Annotated in this window: 16 protein-coding genes; 7 read left to right on the top strand and 9 right to left on the bottom strand. The window is 34.7% G+C overall.

The features are described from left to right. The first annotated feature begins 68 nt into the window (after positions 1-68). The gene (locus NBT05_RS06135; protein ID WP_265772613.1) at positions 69-842 is read left to right on the top strand and encodes a DUF3298 and DUF4163 domain-containing protein; all 774 of its coding nucleotides are present in this window, start codon (positions 69-71) and stop codon (positions 840-842) included. A gap of 28 nt (positions 843-870) precedes the next feature. On the opposite strand, the gene NBT05_RS06130 is transcribed toward NBT05_RS06135, so the two are convergent. Beyond that, on the bottom strand, positions 871-1,326 hold the full coding sequence (locus NBT05_RS06130) for a DinB family protein (protein WP_265772612.1): 456 nt from the start codon (positions 1,324-1,326) through the stop codon (positions 871-873). A gap of 69 nt (positions 1,327-1,395) precedes the next feature. Here NBT05_RS06130 and NBT05_RS06125 point away from each other — a divergent pair, with 69 nt between their 5' ends. Beyond that, entirely contained in the window at positions 1,396-1,746 is a 351-nt protein-coding gene (locus NBT05_RS06125) for an arsenate reductase family protein (protein ID WP_265772611.1), read from the top strand. A 41-nt stretch (positions 1,747-1,787) separates the two neighbouring features. On the opposite strand, the gene NBT05_RS06120 is transcribed toward NBT05_RS06125, so the two are convergent. The 4 genes from NBT05_RS06120 to NBT05_RS06105 form a co-directional block, all read right to left on the bottom strand. Further along, positions 1,788-2,264 carry an acyl-CoA thioesterase gene (locus NBT05_RS06120; RefSeq protein ID WP_265772610.1) on the bottom strand — a complete coding sequence of 159 codons (477 nt, stop codon included), beginning with the start codon at positions 2,262-2,264 and terminating at the stop codon, positions 1,788-1,790. Between the two features lie 873 nt (positions 2,265-3,137). Beyond that, positions 3,138-3,794 (bottom strand): CoA transferase subunit B, encoded by a 657-nt coding sequence (locus NBT05_RS06115; RefSeq protein WP_265772609.1) that lies wholly within the window; start codon positions 3,792-3,794, stop codon positions 3,138-3,140. Positions 3,795-3,798: 4 nt separating this feature from the next. Continuing rightward, a complete protein-coding gene (locus tag NBT05_RS06110) occupies positions 3,799-4,440 on the bottom strand; it encodes a peroxiredoxin (RefSeq protein ID WP_265772608.1) in 642 nt (213 codons plus the stop codon). A gap of 7 nt (positions 4,441-4,447) precedes the next feature. Continuing rightward, positions 4,448-5,149 (bottom strand): CoA transferase subunit A, encoded by a 702-nt coding sequence (locus NBT05_RS06105; protein ID WP_265772607.1) that lies wholly within the window; start codon positions 5,147-5,149, stop codon positions 4,448-4,450. A gap of 124 nt (positions 5,150-5,273) precedes the next feature. On the opposite strand from NBT05_RS06105, the gene NBT05_RS06100 reads away from it, so the two are divergent. Continuing rightward, complete coding sequence (locus tag NBT05_RS06100) at positions 5,274-5,933, top strand: alpha/beta hydrolase (protein WP_265772606.1); 660 nt, start codon at positions 5,274-5,276, stop codon at positions 5,931-5,933. 23 nt (positions 5,934-5,956) lie between these two features. Here the strand turns inward: NBT05_RS06100 and NBT05_RS06095 are convergent, their stop codons facing one another. The 4 genes from NBT05_RS06095 to NBT05_RS06080 all read right to left on the bottom strand — a co-directional run bounded on the left by NBT05_RS06095 (position 5,957) and on the right by NBT05_RS06080 (position 11,462). Continuing rightward, entirely contained in the window at positions 5,957-8,275 is a 2,319-nt protein-coding gene (locus tag NBT05_RS06095) for a penicillin-binding protein 1A (protein WP_265772605.1), read from the bottom strand. 181 nt (positions 8,276-8,456) lie between these two features. After that, complete coding sequence (locus tag NBT05_RS06090; protein ID WP_265772604.1) at positions 8,457-8,906, bottom strand: gliding motility lipoprotein GldH; 450 nt, start codon at positions 8,904-8,906, stop codon at positions 8,457-8,459. A 28-nt stretch (positions 8,907-8,934) separates the two neighbouring features. Beyond that, positions 8,935-10,281, bottom strand: coding sequence for a PSP1 domain-containing protein (locus tag NBT05_RS06085; RefSeq protein WP_265772603.1), 1,347 nt, complete (start codon positions 10,279-10,281; stop codon positions 8,935-8,937). A 149-nt stretch (positions 10,282-10,430) separates the two neighbouring features. After that, positions 10,431-11,462 (bottom strand): rhodanese-related sulfurtransferase, encoded by a 1,032-nt coding sequence (locus NBT05_RS06080; protein WP_265772602.1) that lies wholly within the window; start codon positions 11,460-11,462, stop codon positions 10,431-10,433. A 705-nt stretch (positions 11,463-12,167) separates the two neighbouring features. Between NBT05_RS06080 and recA the strand changes: the two genes are divergently transcribed. The 4 genes from recA (at position 12,168) to NBT05_RS06060 (ending at position 15,982) form a co-directional block, all read left to right on the top strand. After that, complete coding sequence (gene recA, locus NBT05_RS06075) at positions 12,168-13,181, top strand: recombinase RecA (RefSeq protein ID WP_265772601.1); 1,014 nt, start codon at positions 12,168-12,170, stop codon at positions 13,179-13,181. A 322-nt stretch (positions 13,182-13,503) separates the two neighbouring features. Next, positions 13,504-13,929 (top strand): hypothetical protein, encoded by a 426-nt coding sequence (locus NBT05_RS06070; protein ID WP_265772600.1) that lies wholly within the window; start codon positions 13,504-13,506, stop codon positions 13,927-13,929. A 15-nt stretch (positions 13,930-13,944) separates the two neighbouring features. Beyond that, positions 13,945-14,487 carry an RNA polymerase sigma factor gene (locus NBT05_RS06065; RefSeq protein ID WP_265772599.1) on the top strand — a complete coding sequence of 181 codons (543 nt, stop codon included), beginning with the start codon at positions 13,945-13,947 and terminating at the stop codon, positions 14,485-14,487. 4 nt (positions 14,488-14,491) lie between these two features. After that, positions 14,492-15,982 carry a hypothetical protein gene (locus tag NBT05_RS06060; protein ID WP_265772598.1) on the top strand — a complete coding sequence of 497 codons (1,491 nt, stop codon included), beginning with the start codon at positions 14,492-14,494 and terminating at the stop codon, positions 15,980-15,982. Positions 15,983-16,169 lie beyond the last annotated feature (187 nt).

The following is a 16,169-nucleotide window of genomic DNA, read 5'->3' as shown; positions in this document are numbered from 1 at the left end:
TGTTTAGGTTCCTACCCAAAAGTATGATTAAATTTGTTTTAATTAAGAAAGGAAACTACCTTTAGTAGATGATTAACAAAATCAAAAACTTCTTTATAATAGTCGTACTAAGTACCCTAGGATTACTGATAGGAAGCTGTTCAAAAAAAGAAGATTTTCATACGGAGAAGCTATTATTGGAGCTTCCGGATACGGATTGTACAGTTTTGCCCTGTGCTACTCTTGACATAAGTATCATCCGGATATTTGGTTTGGAAAATAGTGAAAAAATAAACTCTAAAATTGAAAAACACATCATTAATATTCTGGATACCGACCAGAAGGGTGCACACCAAACGGTTGAGGAAGCAATGCTGGCTTTTAACGATATGTATGTAACTATGAAATCTCAGTTTTCCGAAGAACTTTTTACGTATGAGGCTACGGTAGATTGTAATGTACACTATCAAAGTGTAGACTTATTAACGGTAGAAATGGACCATTATCTTTTTACCGGCGGAGCACATGGGTATGAAGGCGTTTCTTTTATCCACTTTAACCCACAAACGGGGCAGGAACTGAGTATTAATGAATTGTTTAAGAACCCAAAAAAGATCGCTCAACTATGTGAAAAAGCCTTCCGGGTTCAAAACCATATTTCATCTGAAAAGTCAATAAATAGTACTGGTTTTAATTTTGAAAACGACCAATTCTATCTACCGGAAAATATTGCCTTTGAAAAAGATTCGCTTCTTCTTTATTACAATACTTACGAAATCAATCCGTACGTTTCCAGTAATACCTTATTGAAAGTACCTCTATCTCAGCTAAAGGATCAGCTAAAAGTGGATATCATCGAGTAATCCCTTCGGTTCACATATTTTCTTGAAATTATAAACTTTTTCGTAGGGCCAGAATATATCCAATATGCAAACCTTCATGAAAATTATTAAAATGTAAAGCGTCTTCAATGGATTTCAAATCAAATCCGGTGCTTGTCGGATACTCATTAAAATTTTTGAATACACCATTATTTAAATCGTTTTCTGTTTGATCTATTGTGGTAAAAAGTAATTCTTTAATTAAACTCACTTCTTCTTGGGTAGCCGGGCGTTCTGTCTTAGTACCTTTCTGGTAGGTAGCTTCCATATCATCACTAACCTGAAGGGGTAATCCGCTTAATTTATACATAAGCACTTGCTGAGTAACTACCACATGGGCTATATTCCAAATGATGTTATTTTTAAAACCGGGAGGTACCTTATTTAATTCTTCTAAAGAATGGTTTTCTAAAAAATTTTGTAAAAATCTTCGACTGGTACGAGTTATTTCAAGAGGATGTTGCATGTTGTATAATTTTTAGCGAAAATATCGATTATTATACAGGAATTGAATTTCTTTGTGAAAAATACACGGATGAAGAAGTTTTTTTATTTGAAGACCTGTGATACTTGTAAACGTATTCTATCAGAATTAGATTTACCTGCAGATATAGAGCAACAAAATGTAAAAGATAAACCTATTTCTGAAGATGACCTGGAAACCTTATACCAACTTACCGGATCTTATGAATCCCTTTTTAATCGAAGATCCAAACTGTACCGCGAGAAAGGACTGCACGAACAGCAATTAAGTGAGACTGATTATAGAAATTATATTCTGGAACACTATACTTTTTTAAAACGTCCTATTCTTGTAATAAACGACCAAATTTTTGCTGGAAATAGTAAGAAAACAGTAGCAGCAGCAAAAGAAGCACTACAATAACACTAAATTTACAATATTCCCCTTTAACTATTAAAAGTTAATTAGGACAAAGGCATTGGCTTTTTCATATGCTTTCGGGTATCTTCTTTAGTTAATACCCTAAAGTTTGTACTCTTATCTAAAGTTTGTAATAAATCAGAAAAATTTTCAGGTAAGCCAGTTAGTTTTCTTTCTTTTAAATCAATCCAACCTCCCATCATTTCGTAAGTTGCGAAATTCTGTCCGTTATGATCATAATAATTATGGGTAAATTCAAAGAACAATCCGTCTTCACTTAACCCGGTTAATTCCAAGGACACTTTTATGGGTTTACCGGCAAATACTTCTTTAAAATAGTAAATATGCTCGTAAAAAATAACCGGTCCTATGTTGTACTTCGCTAAAGACTGTTGATTAAAGCCCGCTTGATTTAAAAAAGACATTCGTGTATGTGCGGCATATTCTATGTAAGCTTTATTAGCTAAATGACGATTAGCATCCAGGTCATTCCATCGTATTTCAAATTCTTTTAGAAACATATAATATCTTTATTTACAAGGAATGGTTTTTTTGTTTCTAAAAGCTAAATTAGTAGTACTACAAAGAAAAAGCATTGGATATTTGAAGAAGTAAGTAACGAATGTTTTTAACAATAAAACCTGTTTGATAGAAACAGGTTTAATAATTTGTAATGTTGTAATGTAATTACATTAATAAAAACACCTTCTTTGCAAGGTATACAACATTAGAAATTAATTCCATAGTAGGTTTAACAGATCGTTGAATTTTATTTACTTTTTCTTTCATTTTAAAGGGGGAGTATTTCTAATTGATTATATATTTTAATTTTCTATTTGTCTATTTTCTTATGGTAAATATCTAAAAAAATGTTCTGTTTTAAGATAAAATACCTATTAAATCGATTAAATACACAAAATTTTAACAAAAAGTAAGTATTTAACGATTTTTTATGATAAAAAATAGGATTAATCCTACTCAAACCGTTCAAATGAGTCATTTTTTTCTTACATAAAATAATTGACACATCCGATATAAATGATAACGAAAACTTAATTCTTTTATTATTCGTCCGATTAAATAAATTATGTGTCGATTAAAAAGTAGAATTTGCAATTTGATGTATGTAATAAATAGTATGAAAAACAGAAAATAAGTGAAATTGATATGCTATTTGTGTCTTTTATAAAAGGGAATATTATTAAAAACGTTTAGGAAGTTGTCTGTTTGTTTTCTTAATTAAAAGTTAAAATGATGTTGTTAAGTTTAGATAGTTATTAAATCGGAACTTTTTACTTTTCTACAGACTGTGATATATTGTATAATTAAACCAAGCCTCGATGTAATAAATACCCGTAGTTAAATTTCAATTCTAAAACTCAAAGAAACTCGAATTATAACAAGTCCATTTCCGGAACCTCCTTATCGTAATAAATATTTCCTTCCGTAGCATTTTTTATTTCTTCTACAGATACCCCTGGGGCTCTTTCTAAAAGTAAAAATCCTTTAGGCGTAATTTCTAAAACTGCCAGATTAGTAACAATTTTTTTTACACAACTAACTCCGGTTAGAGGTAGCGTACATTCCTTTAATAATTTTGAAGCTCCTGCCCGATTGGTATGCATCATTGCTACAATAATTTGATCGGCACTGGCAACTAAGTCCATAGCACCACCCATCCCTTTTACCATCTTTCCGGGGATTTTCCAATTAGCAATATCCCCGTTTTCTGCAACTTCCATGGCGCCTAAAATAGTTAAATCTACATGTTTACCGCGAATCATAGCAAAGCTAGTGGCAGAGTCAAAAAAAGAAGCACCGGGCAAGGTAGTAATGGTTTGTTTGCCGGCATTTATAATATCTGCATCTTCTTCTCCATCTATCGGAAAAGGACCCATTCCTAAAACCCCATTTTCACTTTGAAACTCTACCGCAATACCTTCCGGAATGTAATTAGCAACAAGCGTAGGAATACCTATCCCCAGGTTTACAAAATATCCGTCCTGTAATTCCTGAGCAATACGCTTTGCAATGCCATTTTTATCTAACATATCTTTATTTTGAATCCGGTTGCGGAGTCATCCGTAAATAGGGCTTTATTTCGGTATGACCTTTTGGGAATAGTTCAGGTATTTCTTCATTACTTACAGCAGGTGAAATTACACAGTCATCACCCTGCTTCCAATTGGCCGGAGTAGCTAGTTTTTGATAAGCGGTCAACTGTAACGAATCAATAACCCGTATCAACTCATCAAAATTACGTCCCGTAGATGCCGGATAGGTAAGGATTAGTTTGATCTTTTTACTAGGATCAATAATAAATACGGAACGAACCGTCAAATTATTATCTGCATTGGGATGAATCATATCATATAGGTTCGCTACCTTTTTATCCTCATCTGCAATAATAGGAAAATTAACGGTGGTGTTCTGGGTCTCATTAATATCTTTAATCCATCCTTTGTGAGACTCTAAACCATCCACACTTAATGCCGCTACTTTTGTATTTCGTTTTTTAAATTGATCGGTGTACTGCGCTACCGTTCCCAACTCCGTAGTACAAACTGGGGTATAATCTGCCGGATGTGAAAAAAGAACACCCCAACTATCTCCTAACCAATCGTGAAATTGTATCGTACCTTCGGTGGTTTCTGCGTTAAAGTCAGGTGCGGTATCGCCTAATCGTAATGTTGCCATAAGTATCTTATTGTAATTTTTGAACAGTGCGCTGTTCTATTCGTTTTTCGTAATGTGTTCCTTTAAAAATTCGGTTAACAAAAATTCCGGGGATGTGTATTTGATTAGGGTCTAAAGTTCCGGCTGGTACCAGTTCTTCAACTTCAGCAACTGTAATTTTAGCTGCCCCGCACATACAGGGGTTAAAATTACGAGCGGTTCCTTTAAATATTAAGTTTCCAGCTTCATCACCTTTCCACGCTTTTACAAAGGCAAAGTCTGCTTTAAAGGCATATTCCAAAACGTACATCTTTCCGTCAAACTCTCGAGTTTCTTTTCCTTCTGCCACCTCAGTACCATAACCTGCCGGAGTGTAAAACGCCGGAAAACCTCCCTGTGCCGCCTTACATCGTTCCGCCAGTGTTCCTTGCGGAATCAATTCTACTTCTAGTTCGCCGTTTAACATTTGTCGTTCGAATTCATCATTCTCACCTACGTAAGAAGAAATCATTTTTTTAATTTGTTTTTTCTGTAACAACAAACCCAGTCCAAAATCGTCGACTCCAGCATTATTAGAAATACAGGTTAAGTCCTTAATTCCTAAAGTAACCAGTTCAGTAATCGCGTTTTCAGGAATACCACAGAGCCCAAAACCCCCGAGCATAAAAGTCATCTTATCTTTAACCCCTTGTAAAGCTTCTGAAACTGTTGCTACTTTCCTTGAAATCATGTTTGTTGTTCTATTGGTTTAAAAATACAAAAAGCAATACGGAGATTCCATTAACTGTTGAGATTTAAGTATTTTTTAGGAAGGGTCAAAATTTGTATAGTAACTTTGACATCAAATAAATTATATGTTACAAGTAAAAAAACTATTCATTTTAACTTTTATACTAATCAATTGGTTGAGTGGGAAAGCTTTTCAACCTATAGATTCTGATCAAAGCACGAAATATCATATTTTTTATTTACACGGTAGAATTCTGGAAATACAAGGGAAAACTGCAAGTCATCCGGAGTACGGAACTTATAATTTTGATGAAATTATTTCCAAATTAACTATCCCAGGTGCAAAAGTATACGCTGAAGTAAGGAAAAATAATACGGTTGCTGAAACCTATGCATTAAATGTCTCAAAAAAAATTGATAGTTTAATCAAAATAGGAATAGTTCCTGAACATATTTCAGTAATCGGTGCTTCCAAAGGAGCAATTATTGCTTCACATATTTCTCATATTAATAAAAACCCTATCAACTACATTTTTTTAGCTGGGAATAATAAGCACCAGGAACAAGAAAATAACTGGTCTTTTCACGGACAGGTTTTAAGTATTTACGAAGTTTCTGATACCATAGCGGGACGCAATTATGATTATTGGGAACACAGAAAAAGACCTACTGCAAAACTTAAACAAATCAAACTTCATACAGGCCTTAGCCATGGTTTTATCTATAAACCTCTTCCAGAATGGATGGAACCCACTTTAAAATGGATACGTACGCAATCCCTTTAATCTTAGTAGTTGTAAAAAACAGGTTACAACCCAAATTCATCTTCGACCTCGTCTTCTACAGGGCTATTACTTTTATAATTATCACAATTAACTTCAATCGAAAGGCTTTCCGGTCTTTTAAATTCATCTTTTGAAACCTTTAAGGATGAATCGGCATAACATTTTTTCATATACAACGCCCATACTGGTAAGGCCATAGAAGCTCCCTGACCAAACTTTGTGGAGTCAAAATGCACTGCACGATCGTCACCTCCTACCCATACGCCGGTACATAAATTAGGGACAATCCCCATAAACCATCCGTCACTTTGATTTTGGGTAGTTCCGGTTTTTCCAGCAATGGGATTGGTAAACCCGTAAGGATATCCGGTAATCATATTTTTAAACTCATAACGGGTATCGTTGGTAGAACGCAGGCGGGCACCAGAACCGTATTGAGTAACCCCTTCCATCAAGTTCAACGTAACGTATGCCGCTTCTTTACTAATAACATCGCGGGTTTCCGGTTCGAACTGGTATAACAAGGTTCCATTTTTATCTTCAATACTGGTAATCATTACCGGTTTGTTATAAATACCTTCATTAGCAAAAGTACTGTAAGCGCCTACCATCTCAGATAACTTTAAATCTACTGCTCCCAGAGCAATAGAAGCTACCGGTTCAATCCTGGATTCAACCCCCATCTTTTTAGCTAATTTTAAAATAGGTTGCGGTCCGATACGATCCATTAATCTGGCAGAAATGGTATTTACGGATTTAGCTAATGCGGATTTTAAGGTTAAATATCCGGAGTAATTTTCCGGACTGTTCTTGGGCGTCCAATCTTCCATTACGCCATGGGTTCCGGCAGAAATGGTGATTTGAGACATAGGCAAACTATCGCAAGGGGATAATTTTAACTGATCAATGGCAGTTGCATACACAAAAGGCTTAAAGGTAGATCCTACCTGCCGGGTTCCTTGATACACATGATCATATTGAAAATGTTTTAGGTTGGTACCCCCGACCCAGGCTTTAACCTGTCCGGTTTGTGGTTCCATAGACATTAACCCGGAACGGAAAAAACTTTTATAATATAAAATGGAATCCCGGGGGGTCATGATAGTGTCAATATCTCCTTTCCAGGAAAAAACTTTCATTTCGGTTTTAATATCAAATGATTTTTTAATTTCTGATTCGCTCTTACCTGCCTGCAACATTTTTTGGCGTCTAGCGGAATTTTTAATAGCACGGTTTACAATGCGATTAATTTCGCTTTTACTTAAGTCTGTAAACGGAAAGGTTTTATTCTTTGTACCTTGTTTGAAAAATTCTTTTTGCAAATTAGCTAAATGTTCAGTGACTGCTTCTTCTGCATATTTTTGCATACGAGAATCAATGGTTACATTAATACGTAACCCATCCCGGTAAATATCATAATATTTTAAATTACCTTCTTCATCTTTACCTTTTGGGTTCTTTTTAGCCCAATCCCCCATCCAACTACGTACATATTCCCTAAAATACGTAGCCACTCCATCCGAATGTCCTTCTGGAGCATAATCCAGTTTTAACGGAAGTTGTTGTAAACTGTCTTTTTCCTCTTCAGTAATATAGTCGTATTTTGCCATCTGACTAAGTACCGTGTTTCTGCGATCACGAACCATCTCCGGTCTTCTCAAAGGATTGTATAAAGAAGAATTTTTTAGCATTCCTACCAACACAGCAGCTTCTTCAACTTTAAGGTCTTTCGGACTTATATTAAAATAGATACGAGAGGCAGAACTAATACCTATCGCCTGATTTAAAAAATCGTACTTGTTAAGATACATTGTAACAATTTCCTGTTTAGTATACTGCCTTTCCAGTCGGGTTGCAATGACCCATTCGCTTAACTTTTGTCCAATTCGTTCAACAAGGTTAGAAGACCCTTGGGTAAACAATTGTTTTGCTAATTGCTGTGTAACTGTACTTGCTCCACCTTTACTTCCTAAGAAAAAAATAGCTCTTAGCGTTCCTCGGGCATCAATACCGGAATGTTCATAGTACCGAGCATCTTCGGTAGCTACTAAGGCGTTTACTAAATGTTCCGGAAGTTCTTCAAAACTTACCGGAGTCCGGTTTTCTTTAAAAAAAGTACCTATTTGCCGTCCGTCCGAAGATATAATCTGGGTTGCCAAATCATTTTGCGGATTTTCCAGTTCGTCAAAACCAGGCATTTCTACAAATACCCCCCAACTTGCCAAGAGAAATATAAATACTATCCCTAGTATTAAAGATGCAAAAAGTATCCAGAACCATTTGATATAGGTAAATATATTATAATTAGAGGTATTCGTCGAATTAGAAGTTTTCTTTGCCATATGCTTTAAATACGGTACTATTGATTAGTTGTTTTACCTTTAAATTAGACAGTGACCTACCTCCTAGAAAGGCTGCCAGAATCTTGCGTAAATTTGCTAAATGTAAAACATGTTATTGGTTTAACTATATCTATCTAACCTATATAGTTAGTTACAAAAATAATTTTTTAAAATAAGATTTTTAAGGTTTACTAAATTCAATTCTAAAACCAACATCCGTAATACCTTCTAAAGAATTGATTTTATTAATTTCTCCGTTTTTACGCATGGCTTGTCGTACTTGAACTTCATAGGTACCTTCTTCCGTAAAACGAATTTTTTCTTTGTAAAACAATTTATTTTCTTTTAACGCTCCAAAACCAGTACCTAACCAAGTGCCATCAGGAGCTGCCATCATGTATTCCAGGGTATCTGTAATTACTTTTCCATTCGGAAACTTTATATCACTGATGATAAATAAATTGCTATACGGATAATCATCGTTATTTCTTATATTAAAATACAAATTATAATAAGGAACCGTATCCATATCCGCCAGTTGAAAAGAGATGGTATCGCGCTTATCCCAACCCCCGGTTATGCTTTGATATTGATCAAAAACCTGAGAGCGGTCACAACTGTAAGTAATCATACCTATGAACAACAGTATACTATAAAATTTAAGATTTTTTAGTATCATTCCTTTTTGTCTGCGGCCTTCTTTTTGATGATTGTTGTTGAGTATTATTATTCTTAGGTCTTCTGTTTTTCTGCGAATTCGGTTTATTAGTAGGATTGCCCGTTTTCTGTCCCGTAGCCGTATTGGTTTTAGTATTTTTTCTATTTTGACGCGGTTTTCTACGTTCTGTTTTCGTATCTCCGCTCTTAGCCGTACCAGCTTTCCGCTTATTCTGTTTTCTTCTGCTTCTTTTTGGTTTATCAAACCTGGTCAAACTATCTTGTCCTACAACGTCTTCAAATTCAGTTTTAGTGCCTTCTATCTCTAATTCAAGCGTATATTCTTCAAGACTAGCTACTTTTTTACCTTCCTTATTAAACGCAACAATCTCAGAAGCATCAGCTGCAGAGATTTTAAACCAGTTCATCCATTCGCCTTCATAAGCATACCATAAATATCCTTGAAAAATATCAATTTTTTGAAAAACAGCCGTTCCTTTTTCGGTTATTAATTTAACATCGGTTTTTGGAAAACTTTGTAAAGCTTCGAGATAGGCGTCCAGTTCATAATTCAGGCAACACTTTAATTTTCCACATTGTCCGGCTAGTTTTTGAGGATTTAAAGAAAGTTGCTGGTACCTGGCTGCACTGGTATTTACAGACCTGAAGTCAGTTAACCAGGTAGAACAACAAAGCTCTCGCCCACAAGACCCAATACCCCCCAGACGTGCAGCTTCCTGACGAAACCCGATTTGGCGCATTTCAATTTTCGTATTAAACTCCTGTGCAAATTCTTTAATTAATTGCCGGAAATCCACACGTTCTTCTGCTGTATAATAAAAAGTACACTTTGATCCGTCCCCCTGAAATTCTATGTCAGAGATTTTCATTTTTAATTGCAAACGGATAGCGATTTCACGCGAACGTACCTGAATAGCTTTCTCACGATCTCGTGCATTTTGCCAGATATCTATATCCTTCTGATTGGCTTTTCGGTATATTTTTTTAACTTCATCACTATCTAAAGCTACTTTTTTCCTTTTCATCTGGATCTTAACCAGTTCCCCGGTTAAGGATACAATACCGATATCATGCCCGGAAGCGGCCCCGGTGGCTACGACATCTCCGATACTTAACGATAAATTTTTTGAATTTTCAAAAAAGTGTTTTCGCCCATTCTTAAACCGTACTTCTACATATTGAAAAGGCGTGGCACCACCCGGTAAAGACATATTGGATAACCAATCAAAAACAGTTAACTTATTGCATCCGTCCGTACCACACGTACCATTATTCTTACATCCTTTTGGTTGCCCGTTTTTCCCGGAGGAACAACTGTTACACCCCATATAATTTATATATTGAAATTTGTATACATTTTAAAATCAACAATGTATCAAATTAGATTTTTTATTTATTAAAGTCAATAACATCTGTATTGATATGGATAAAGATACTAGGATTAATGACAATACCCAGTATCCGGTTGACTTTAACTTCATCTTTTATATTTTAAAACCGGAGACCTTCCTTTTTTAAAAATCTTGTTACTATTATGTAATCCTCTCCTTAACTCCTTCTGCTTTTCATGTGGCAAATTATAAATTTCCTGACAGGCGATGGAACAACAATTGTCTAAACGTTCTGCGCATTTTGCACATTGGATAAATAACAAATGACAGGCTTCATTAGCACAATTTACATGCTCATCACAAGGTTCACCACATTGATGGCAATTTGCAATAATATCTTCAGAAATACGCTCAGCCCGACGATGGTCAAATACAAAGTTCTTACCCATAAATTTATTATCCAGCCCTTTTTCCTGTACCTGGCGTGTGTATTCGATAATCCCACCTTCTAACTGAAACACGTTTTTAAATCCTTTATGCTTGTAATAGGCGCTTGCTTTTTCACAGCGTATACCACCGGTACAATACATGACCAGTTTTTTATCTTCTTTATGGTCTTTTAAGTCTTCTTCTATAATATCTAGAGAATCCCGAAAGGTATCTACATCTGGGGTGATAGCATTTTTAAAATGACCTATTTCACTCTCATAATGGTTACGCATATCCACTAAAATAGTGTCCGGGTCTTCAATCAAAGCATTAAACTTTTCAGCATCTACATGAATTCCTTTATTTGTTACATCAAAACTCTGGTCATTTAATCCATCGGCTACGATTTTATCTCGGACTTTGATTTTAAGTTTTAGAAATGATTTTAAATCCTGTTCTATAGCGATATTTAAGCGAATATCTCTTAAAAAGGTAATTTGATCCAGATGCTTCTTAAATTTTTTAAAATTTGGTGCCGGAACGGATAACTGGGCATTAATTCCTTCGGACGCAATGTATATCCTTCCTAAAACTTCCAGTTGATCCCAGTGAATATAGAGGTAATCCCGGAACAATTGAGGGTTTCCCAATTGAGTATACGCATAAAAAGACAAGGTCAACCGGTCGGTTCCGGCTTCTTCAAGTAGAATAGCTCTTTCTTTTGCGCTTAATTTATTGTACAGTTGCATGCTATACCTAATTAAGGTTAAAAAATTAATAACGTCAAAAATAAGAATAGCAGCGGTTTAAAACAAACGGAAGGGAGGAAACCATACATGATGCTAAAATTAACATTTTAGTAATTTGAGCTTTGATATAAAAAACAAACCCCCAAAGAAAGTCTCCTGGGGATGTTTTAGGTTTCATAGAAACACTATAACCTTAAGAATTTAAGTCGAAAATTGATTTTGCTATATAAATAAGTTACTTAAACTATCAATACGCCTTTACTAATCTTGTGGTTTGTTCATTATTGCTTTTCTATTAGATACAAGCTTTTTAAAAAGGTTGCGTTATCGGTAAATAGCTTTTTATAAAATATAATTCAATAAATTCGTAGCATCTTGTCAATTAAGGGTATACGTGTGAATTTTGTGCTAAAATTTAATTTTGATCGTAAGGCTAAAAAATTACTCGAATGTGTTAATTTAAAGCTTTTTTCGACCCTATATTACTAGTCATTTACAGAAAGTTATGTTATTTTTGCAATGGAAAATGAGAGCATATTATCTTCAATAAATAATACTAAAATCTAAGGGCTTTTCATACTGATTTTTAGGAAAGAATTGTATCAGAATACAAGGTTTTTTATAGAGATTGATGCCCTTGCAGACATTGAAATAATAGGATTTACTTTCTACATGTTAAAAATCAATTAAGTTAAAAAATAGTACATGAGTGCAGAAAAAGAAAAAGATGCAAAGTTAAAAGCATTAAAATTAACTCTTGATAAACTCGATAAATCTTACGGTAAGGGAACCGTGATGAAGATGAGCGACGAAGCTGTGCAAGAAGTAGAAGTAATTTCTACCGGATCTTTAGGCCTCGATTTAGCTTTGGGTGTCGGAGGATATCCTAGGGGTAGGGTTATTGAAATTTTTGGTCCGGAATCTTCGGGTAAGACTACCTTAACCTTACATGCAATTGCTCAGGCGCAAAAGGCAGGAGGTATTGCTGCTTTTATTGATGCTGAACATGCTTTTGATCGATTTTATGCCGAAAAACTAGGGGTTCAATTAGAAGATTTGATTATTTCCCAACCGGATCATGGGGAACAAGCACTGGAGATTGCAGATAATTTAATTCGGTCTGGAGCTATTGATATTATTGTTATTGACTCTGTTGCGGCTTTGACCCCAAAAAGTGAGATTGAAGGCGAAATGGGAGATTCAAAAATGGGATTACATGCCCGTTTAATGTCTCAGGCTTTACGTAAACTTACCGGTTCTATTAGTAAAACCAATTGTACGGTGATTTTTATTAACCAACTCCGGGAAAAGATCGGGGTGATGTTTGGTAATCCTGAGACTACCACCGGTGGAAACGCATTAAAGTTCTATGCATCCGTTCGGTTGGATATTAGAAGGTCTACTCAGATTAAAGATAGCAATAGTGCTGTGCAAGGAAATAAAACCCGGGTGAAGGTAGTAAAGAACAAGGTAGCACCTCCGTTTAGGACTGCCGAATTTGATATCATGTACGGGAAAGGTATTTCTAAAGTAGGTGAAATTATTGATATCGGTGTGGATTATGAAATAGTAAAAAAGAGTGGTTCCTGGTTTAGTTATCAAGATACTAAATTAGGACAGGGTCGGGATGCCGTAAAGGCATTACTTCTTGATAATCCTGAGTTAATGGAAGAACTAGAAGAAAAAATTAAAGATGCTATCCAGTTAGTAGCTGAATAAAGTTAATTTTTTTAATTATTTAAGTGTTTCAAAGGCTGTTTAGAAAATATAATTTTCTTAGCAGCCTTTTTTCATATTTACATAGGATGGAATAATGAAGTTGTTTAAACTTTCCTTAATTGGCTGCAAAATGTTCTTTTTCACTTACTTTTTATCATTTTTAAGTTCCGTAGCTACGGCTATGCAACTGAAAAATGATTTCAATTAAGCAAAAAATACCTATTTTTCGCTTCAATCAGAAAAGTTCAAACCACTTCAATGATAGATAAGACGCAACCAAATTTTTAATTTTGTATCTTATAGATAAGTTAACAAAAAGATAATGAAAAAGTGTATACTGCTGCTTTTACTTTTATGCTCTATTTTCTTTTTTAATTGTTCGGATAGCGATGATGAGACTCAGTTTTTTTTTGAAAGAGTACCCATCGAGAGCGTTGAATTACCGGAACAGCTTATAAGAGATAAAGAAGTAACTTTAAAGGTATTATACCAGCGGCCATCAGATTGCCATAGTTTTAATAATTTTGATTACGAAACCAATGCTAATCAGCGAACGGTTACGGTTATCAATATTGTGGTTGAAAGTGATTCTATTTGTAAGGGGTTAAGTGAAAAGGATATTGTAGAACTACCACTCAATTTTGTAGCAGGAAATGAAAATTCATACGTATTTAAGTTTTGGATAGGACAAAATGAAGAAGGAGAAGATACATTTGAAACTATTGAAATCCCTGTAGTCAAAGAATAACCAAAACTAGCTTACGTGCGATTAGAAAACCTTATTGAAGATTGTAAAAAAGGAGACGCTAGGGCACAGGAATCTATATACCGTTTATTTAGTGGTAAACTCTTTGGGGTTTGTCTTAAATATTCTGACAATTATGAAAATGCGCAGGACACTTTGCAAGATGGTTTTATTACTATTTTCGATAAAATTAAACAGTTTAAAAGCGAAGGATCTTTTGAGGGATGGATGCGAAGAATTATGGTAAATACCGCTTTGTTAAAATATCGTAAGCAAACCGTTTTTGATATTATAAACGAAGAGGAAATTGAAGAAATCCAGGTTGAAATTACCGAAGAAGTATCTTTAGATTATTTATTAAGTCTTATACAAGAATTACCGGATCGTTACCGACTGGTTTTTAATTTATATGTTTTGGATGGTTATAATCATAATGAAATAGCCACCATGTTGTCCATATCAAATGGTACTTCCAAATCCAATTTGGCCAGGGCAAGAAAAATTTTAAAAGATAAGATTGAAGCACGTCAATACGTTGATGTACATTCAGTAGAACGATAGAAAGATGAGTGAAAAGAAAAATATAGACCGATTTTTTCAGGAGCAATTCAAAGATTTTGAAGTTACTCCTGATGAATCCGCATGGGAACATATTAAAAATGTTCAGCAAGGCAAAAAGAAACGAGTTATCGCACCACTCTGGTACAAAATTGCCGGTAGTGCTGCGGTTTTAGCACTTTTACTAGGAATAGGATTTACAATGTTCACTACAAAAGATCCGGTTCATCAGGTAGTACATAATGAGTCGAATCCTATTACTCCTGCTGAAGAAACTTCTGATAAAAATGAAGATGGTAGTACTCCACTTACGACAACGGATTTACAGAAAAAAGGAGATGCTGTAAATGAAGAAAATTCATCTGATCTGACAGATAAAATTAATAAAAATTACCAAGAGAAACTTTCAACTGCGACAACCCAGACCAAGGTAGCTCAGGCAAGTAAGAAAAAAGGTGTTCAAAATAAAAATAAGGAGAATGAAACTAATAATACTACTTCTAAAAATAATATAACTATTAAAACCGAAGCTGGTATAGCTACTACTACCGATAAAACAGCTAAAAAGTTGAAGGATAGAATAGATTTTAATTCTAAAGAACAAAATCTGTTACAAAAGAAAGATTCATCTTTATTTAAAACACCTGATAATAGTAACTCAATAGCTATTACTAATTCGGATTCTATACTGAATATCGAGAAGAATACTAATAGAATCTCTTTATTAGATGAGATAAATAAGGAAGAAACTAAAGAACCAAAACCGGAAAAAACAAGGAAATGGTCAGTTGCGCCTACGGTGGCTCCCGTTTATTACAATACGCTATCTGAAGGATCTACTATTGATCCTCAGTTCTCAGATAATAGTAAACAAGGACAGGTAAATATGAGTTATGGTGTACAAATAGCCTATGACGTCAGTCCAAAAGTTACTATCCGATCCGGAGTGAATAAGGTAAATTTAAGTTATGGTACGGAACAGGTTGGGTTCTCCGCTTTTTCCGGGGGGCAAACTTTAGCAAATGTGGCGTATAATGATCACTCGGATGCTATTTTAGTTCAAGATTTTGATCGTTCACCTTCACCAAGTAGTTCTCAAGAATTTAAACAGGAACGTAAAACAATTGCTATTCAGAATGAAGGCGTGCTTTTCCAGGAGTTAGGGTATATTGAAGTACCTATGGAAATTAGTTATCAACTTATAGATAAAAAATTCGGCTTAAACATTATTGGGGGGATGAGCACTTTATTTTTACAAGATAGTAATCTTTCTTTAGACGCCGGTAATTTTACTACTACCATAGGAGCAGCTACTAATGTAAATTCTTTAAGCTTTACCGGAAATATCGGATTAGGTTTAGGATACTCCATTTCTAAAAAGATTGAAGCAAACCTCCAACCCTTATTTAAATACCAGGTAAATGCCTACCAAAACGATAGTAGTGATTTTTCACCTTTCTTGTTTGGTGTTTATACCGGAATTACTTTTAAGCTTTAAGTGTTTATTTTCAACAGTTTAGGTTTATTTCATATAAAATACCATTTAGTTTTAACACTTTTGGCATAATAGTTGAAAATAGAATAACTATAAAAAGTATACATTACAGAATTGTAAGTAAAAATTGTTTAGTTGGTTAATTAGTCATTGTAAAAGCAATGATGACAAAGCTGTTTCTGGGGAGAAG

Source organism: Aquimarina sp. ERC-38 (genome assembly GCF_026222555.1).
Classification (GTDB): domain Bacteria; phylum Bacteroidota; class Bacteroidia; order Flavobacteriales; family Flavobacteriaceae; genus Aquimarina.
The sequence above is the reverse complement of the archived record's forward strand: the minus strand, read 5'-3'. Positions and strand labels throughout refer to the sequence as shown.

Coding starts and splice junctions, on each gene's coding strand:
- NBT05_RS06060 (WP_265772598.1), top strand. CDS start 14,492: ATGAGTGAAAAGAAAAATATAGACCGATTTTTTCAGGAGCAATTCAAA.
- NBT05_RS06125 (WP_265772611.1), top strand. CDS start 1,396: ATGAAGAAGTTTTTTTATTTGAAGACCTGTGATACTTGTAAACGTATT.
- NBT05_RS06130 (WP_265772612.1), bottom strand. CDS start 1,326: ATGCAACATCCTCTTGAAATAACTCGTACCAGTCGAAGATTTTTACAA.
- NBT05_RS06080 (WP_265772602.1), bottom strand. CDS start 11,462: ATGCAACTGTACAATAAATTAAGCGCAAAAGAAAGAGCTATTCTACTT.
- NBT05_RS06105 (WP_265772607.1), bottom strand. CDS start 5,149: ATGATTTCAAGGAAAGTAGCAACAGTTTCAGAAGCTTTACAAGGGGTT.
- NBT05_RS06090 (WP_265772604.1), bottom strand. CDS start 8,906: ATGATTACTTACAGTTGTGACCGCTCTCAGGTTTTTGATCAATATCAA.
- recA (WP_265772601.1), top strand. CDS start 12,168: ATGAGTGCAGAAAAAGAAAAAGATGCAAAGTTAAAAGCATTAAAATTA.
- NBT05_RS06135 (WP_265772613.1), top strand. CDS start 69: ATGATTAACAAAATCAAAAACTTCTTTATAATAGTCGTACTAAGTACC.
- NBT05_RS06100 (WP_265772606.1), top strand. CDS start 5,274: ATGTTACAAGTAAAAAAACTATTCATTTTAACTTTTATACTAATCAAT.
- NBT05_RS06095 (WP_265772605.1), bottom strand. CDS start 8,275: ATGGCAAAGAAAACTTCTAATTCGACGAATACCTCTAATTATAATATA.
- NBT05_RS06115 (WP_265772609.1), bottom strand. CDS start 3,794: ATGTTAGATAAAAATGGCATTGCAAAGCGTATTGCTCAGGAATTACAG.
- NBT05_RS06110 (WP_265772608.1), bottom strand. CDS start 4,440: ATGGCAACATTACGATTAGGCGATACCGCACCTGACTTTAACGCAGAA.
- NBT05_RS06070 (WP_265772600.1), top strand. CDS start 13,504: ATGAAAAAGTGTATACTGCTGCTTTTACTTTTATGCTCTATTTTCTTT.
- NBT05_RS06085 (WP_265772603.1), bottom strand. CDS start 10,281: ATGGGGTGTAACAGTTGTTCCTCCGGGAAAAACGGGCAACCAAAAGGA.
- NBT05_RS06120 (WP_265772610.1), bottom strand. CDS start 2,264: ATGTTTCTAAAAGAATTTGAAATACGATGGAATGACCTGGATGCTAAT.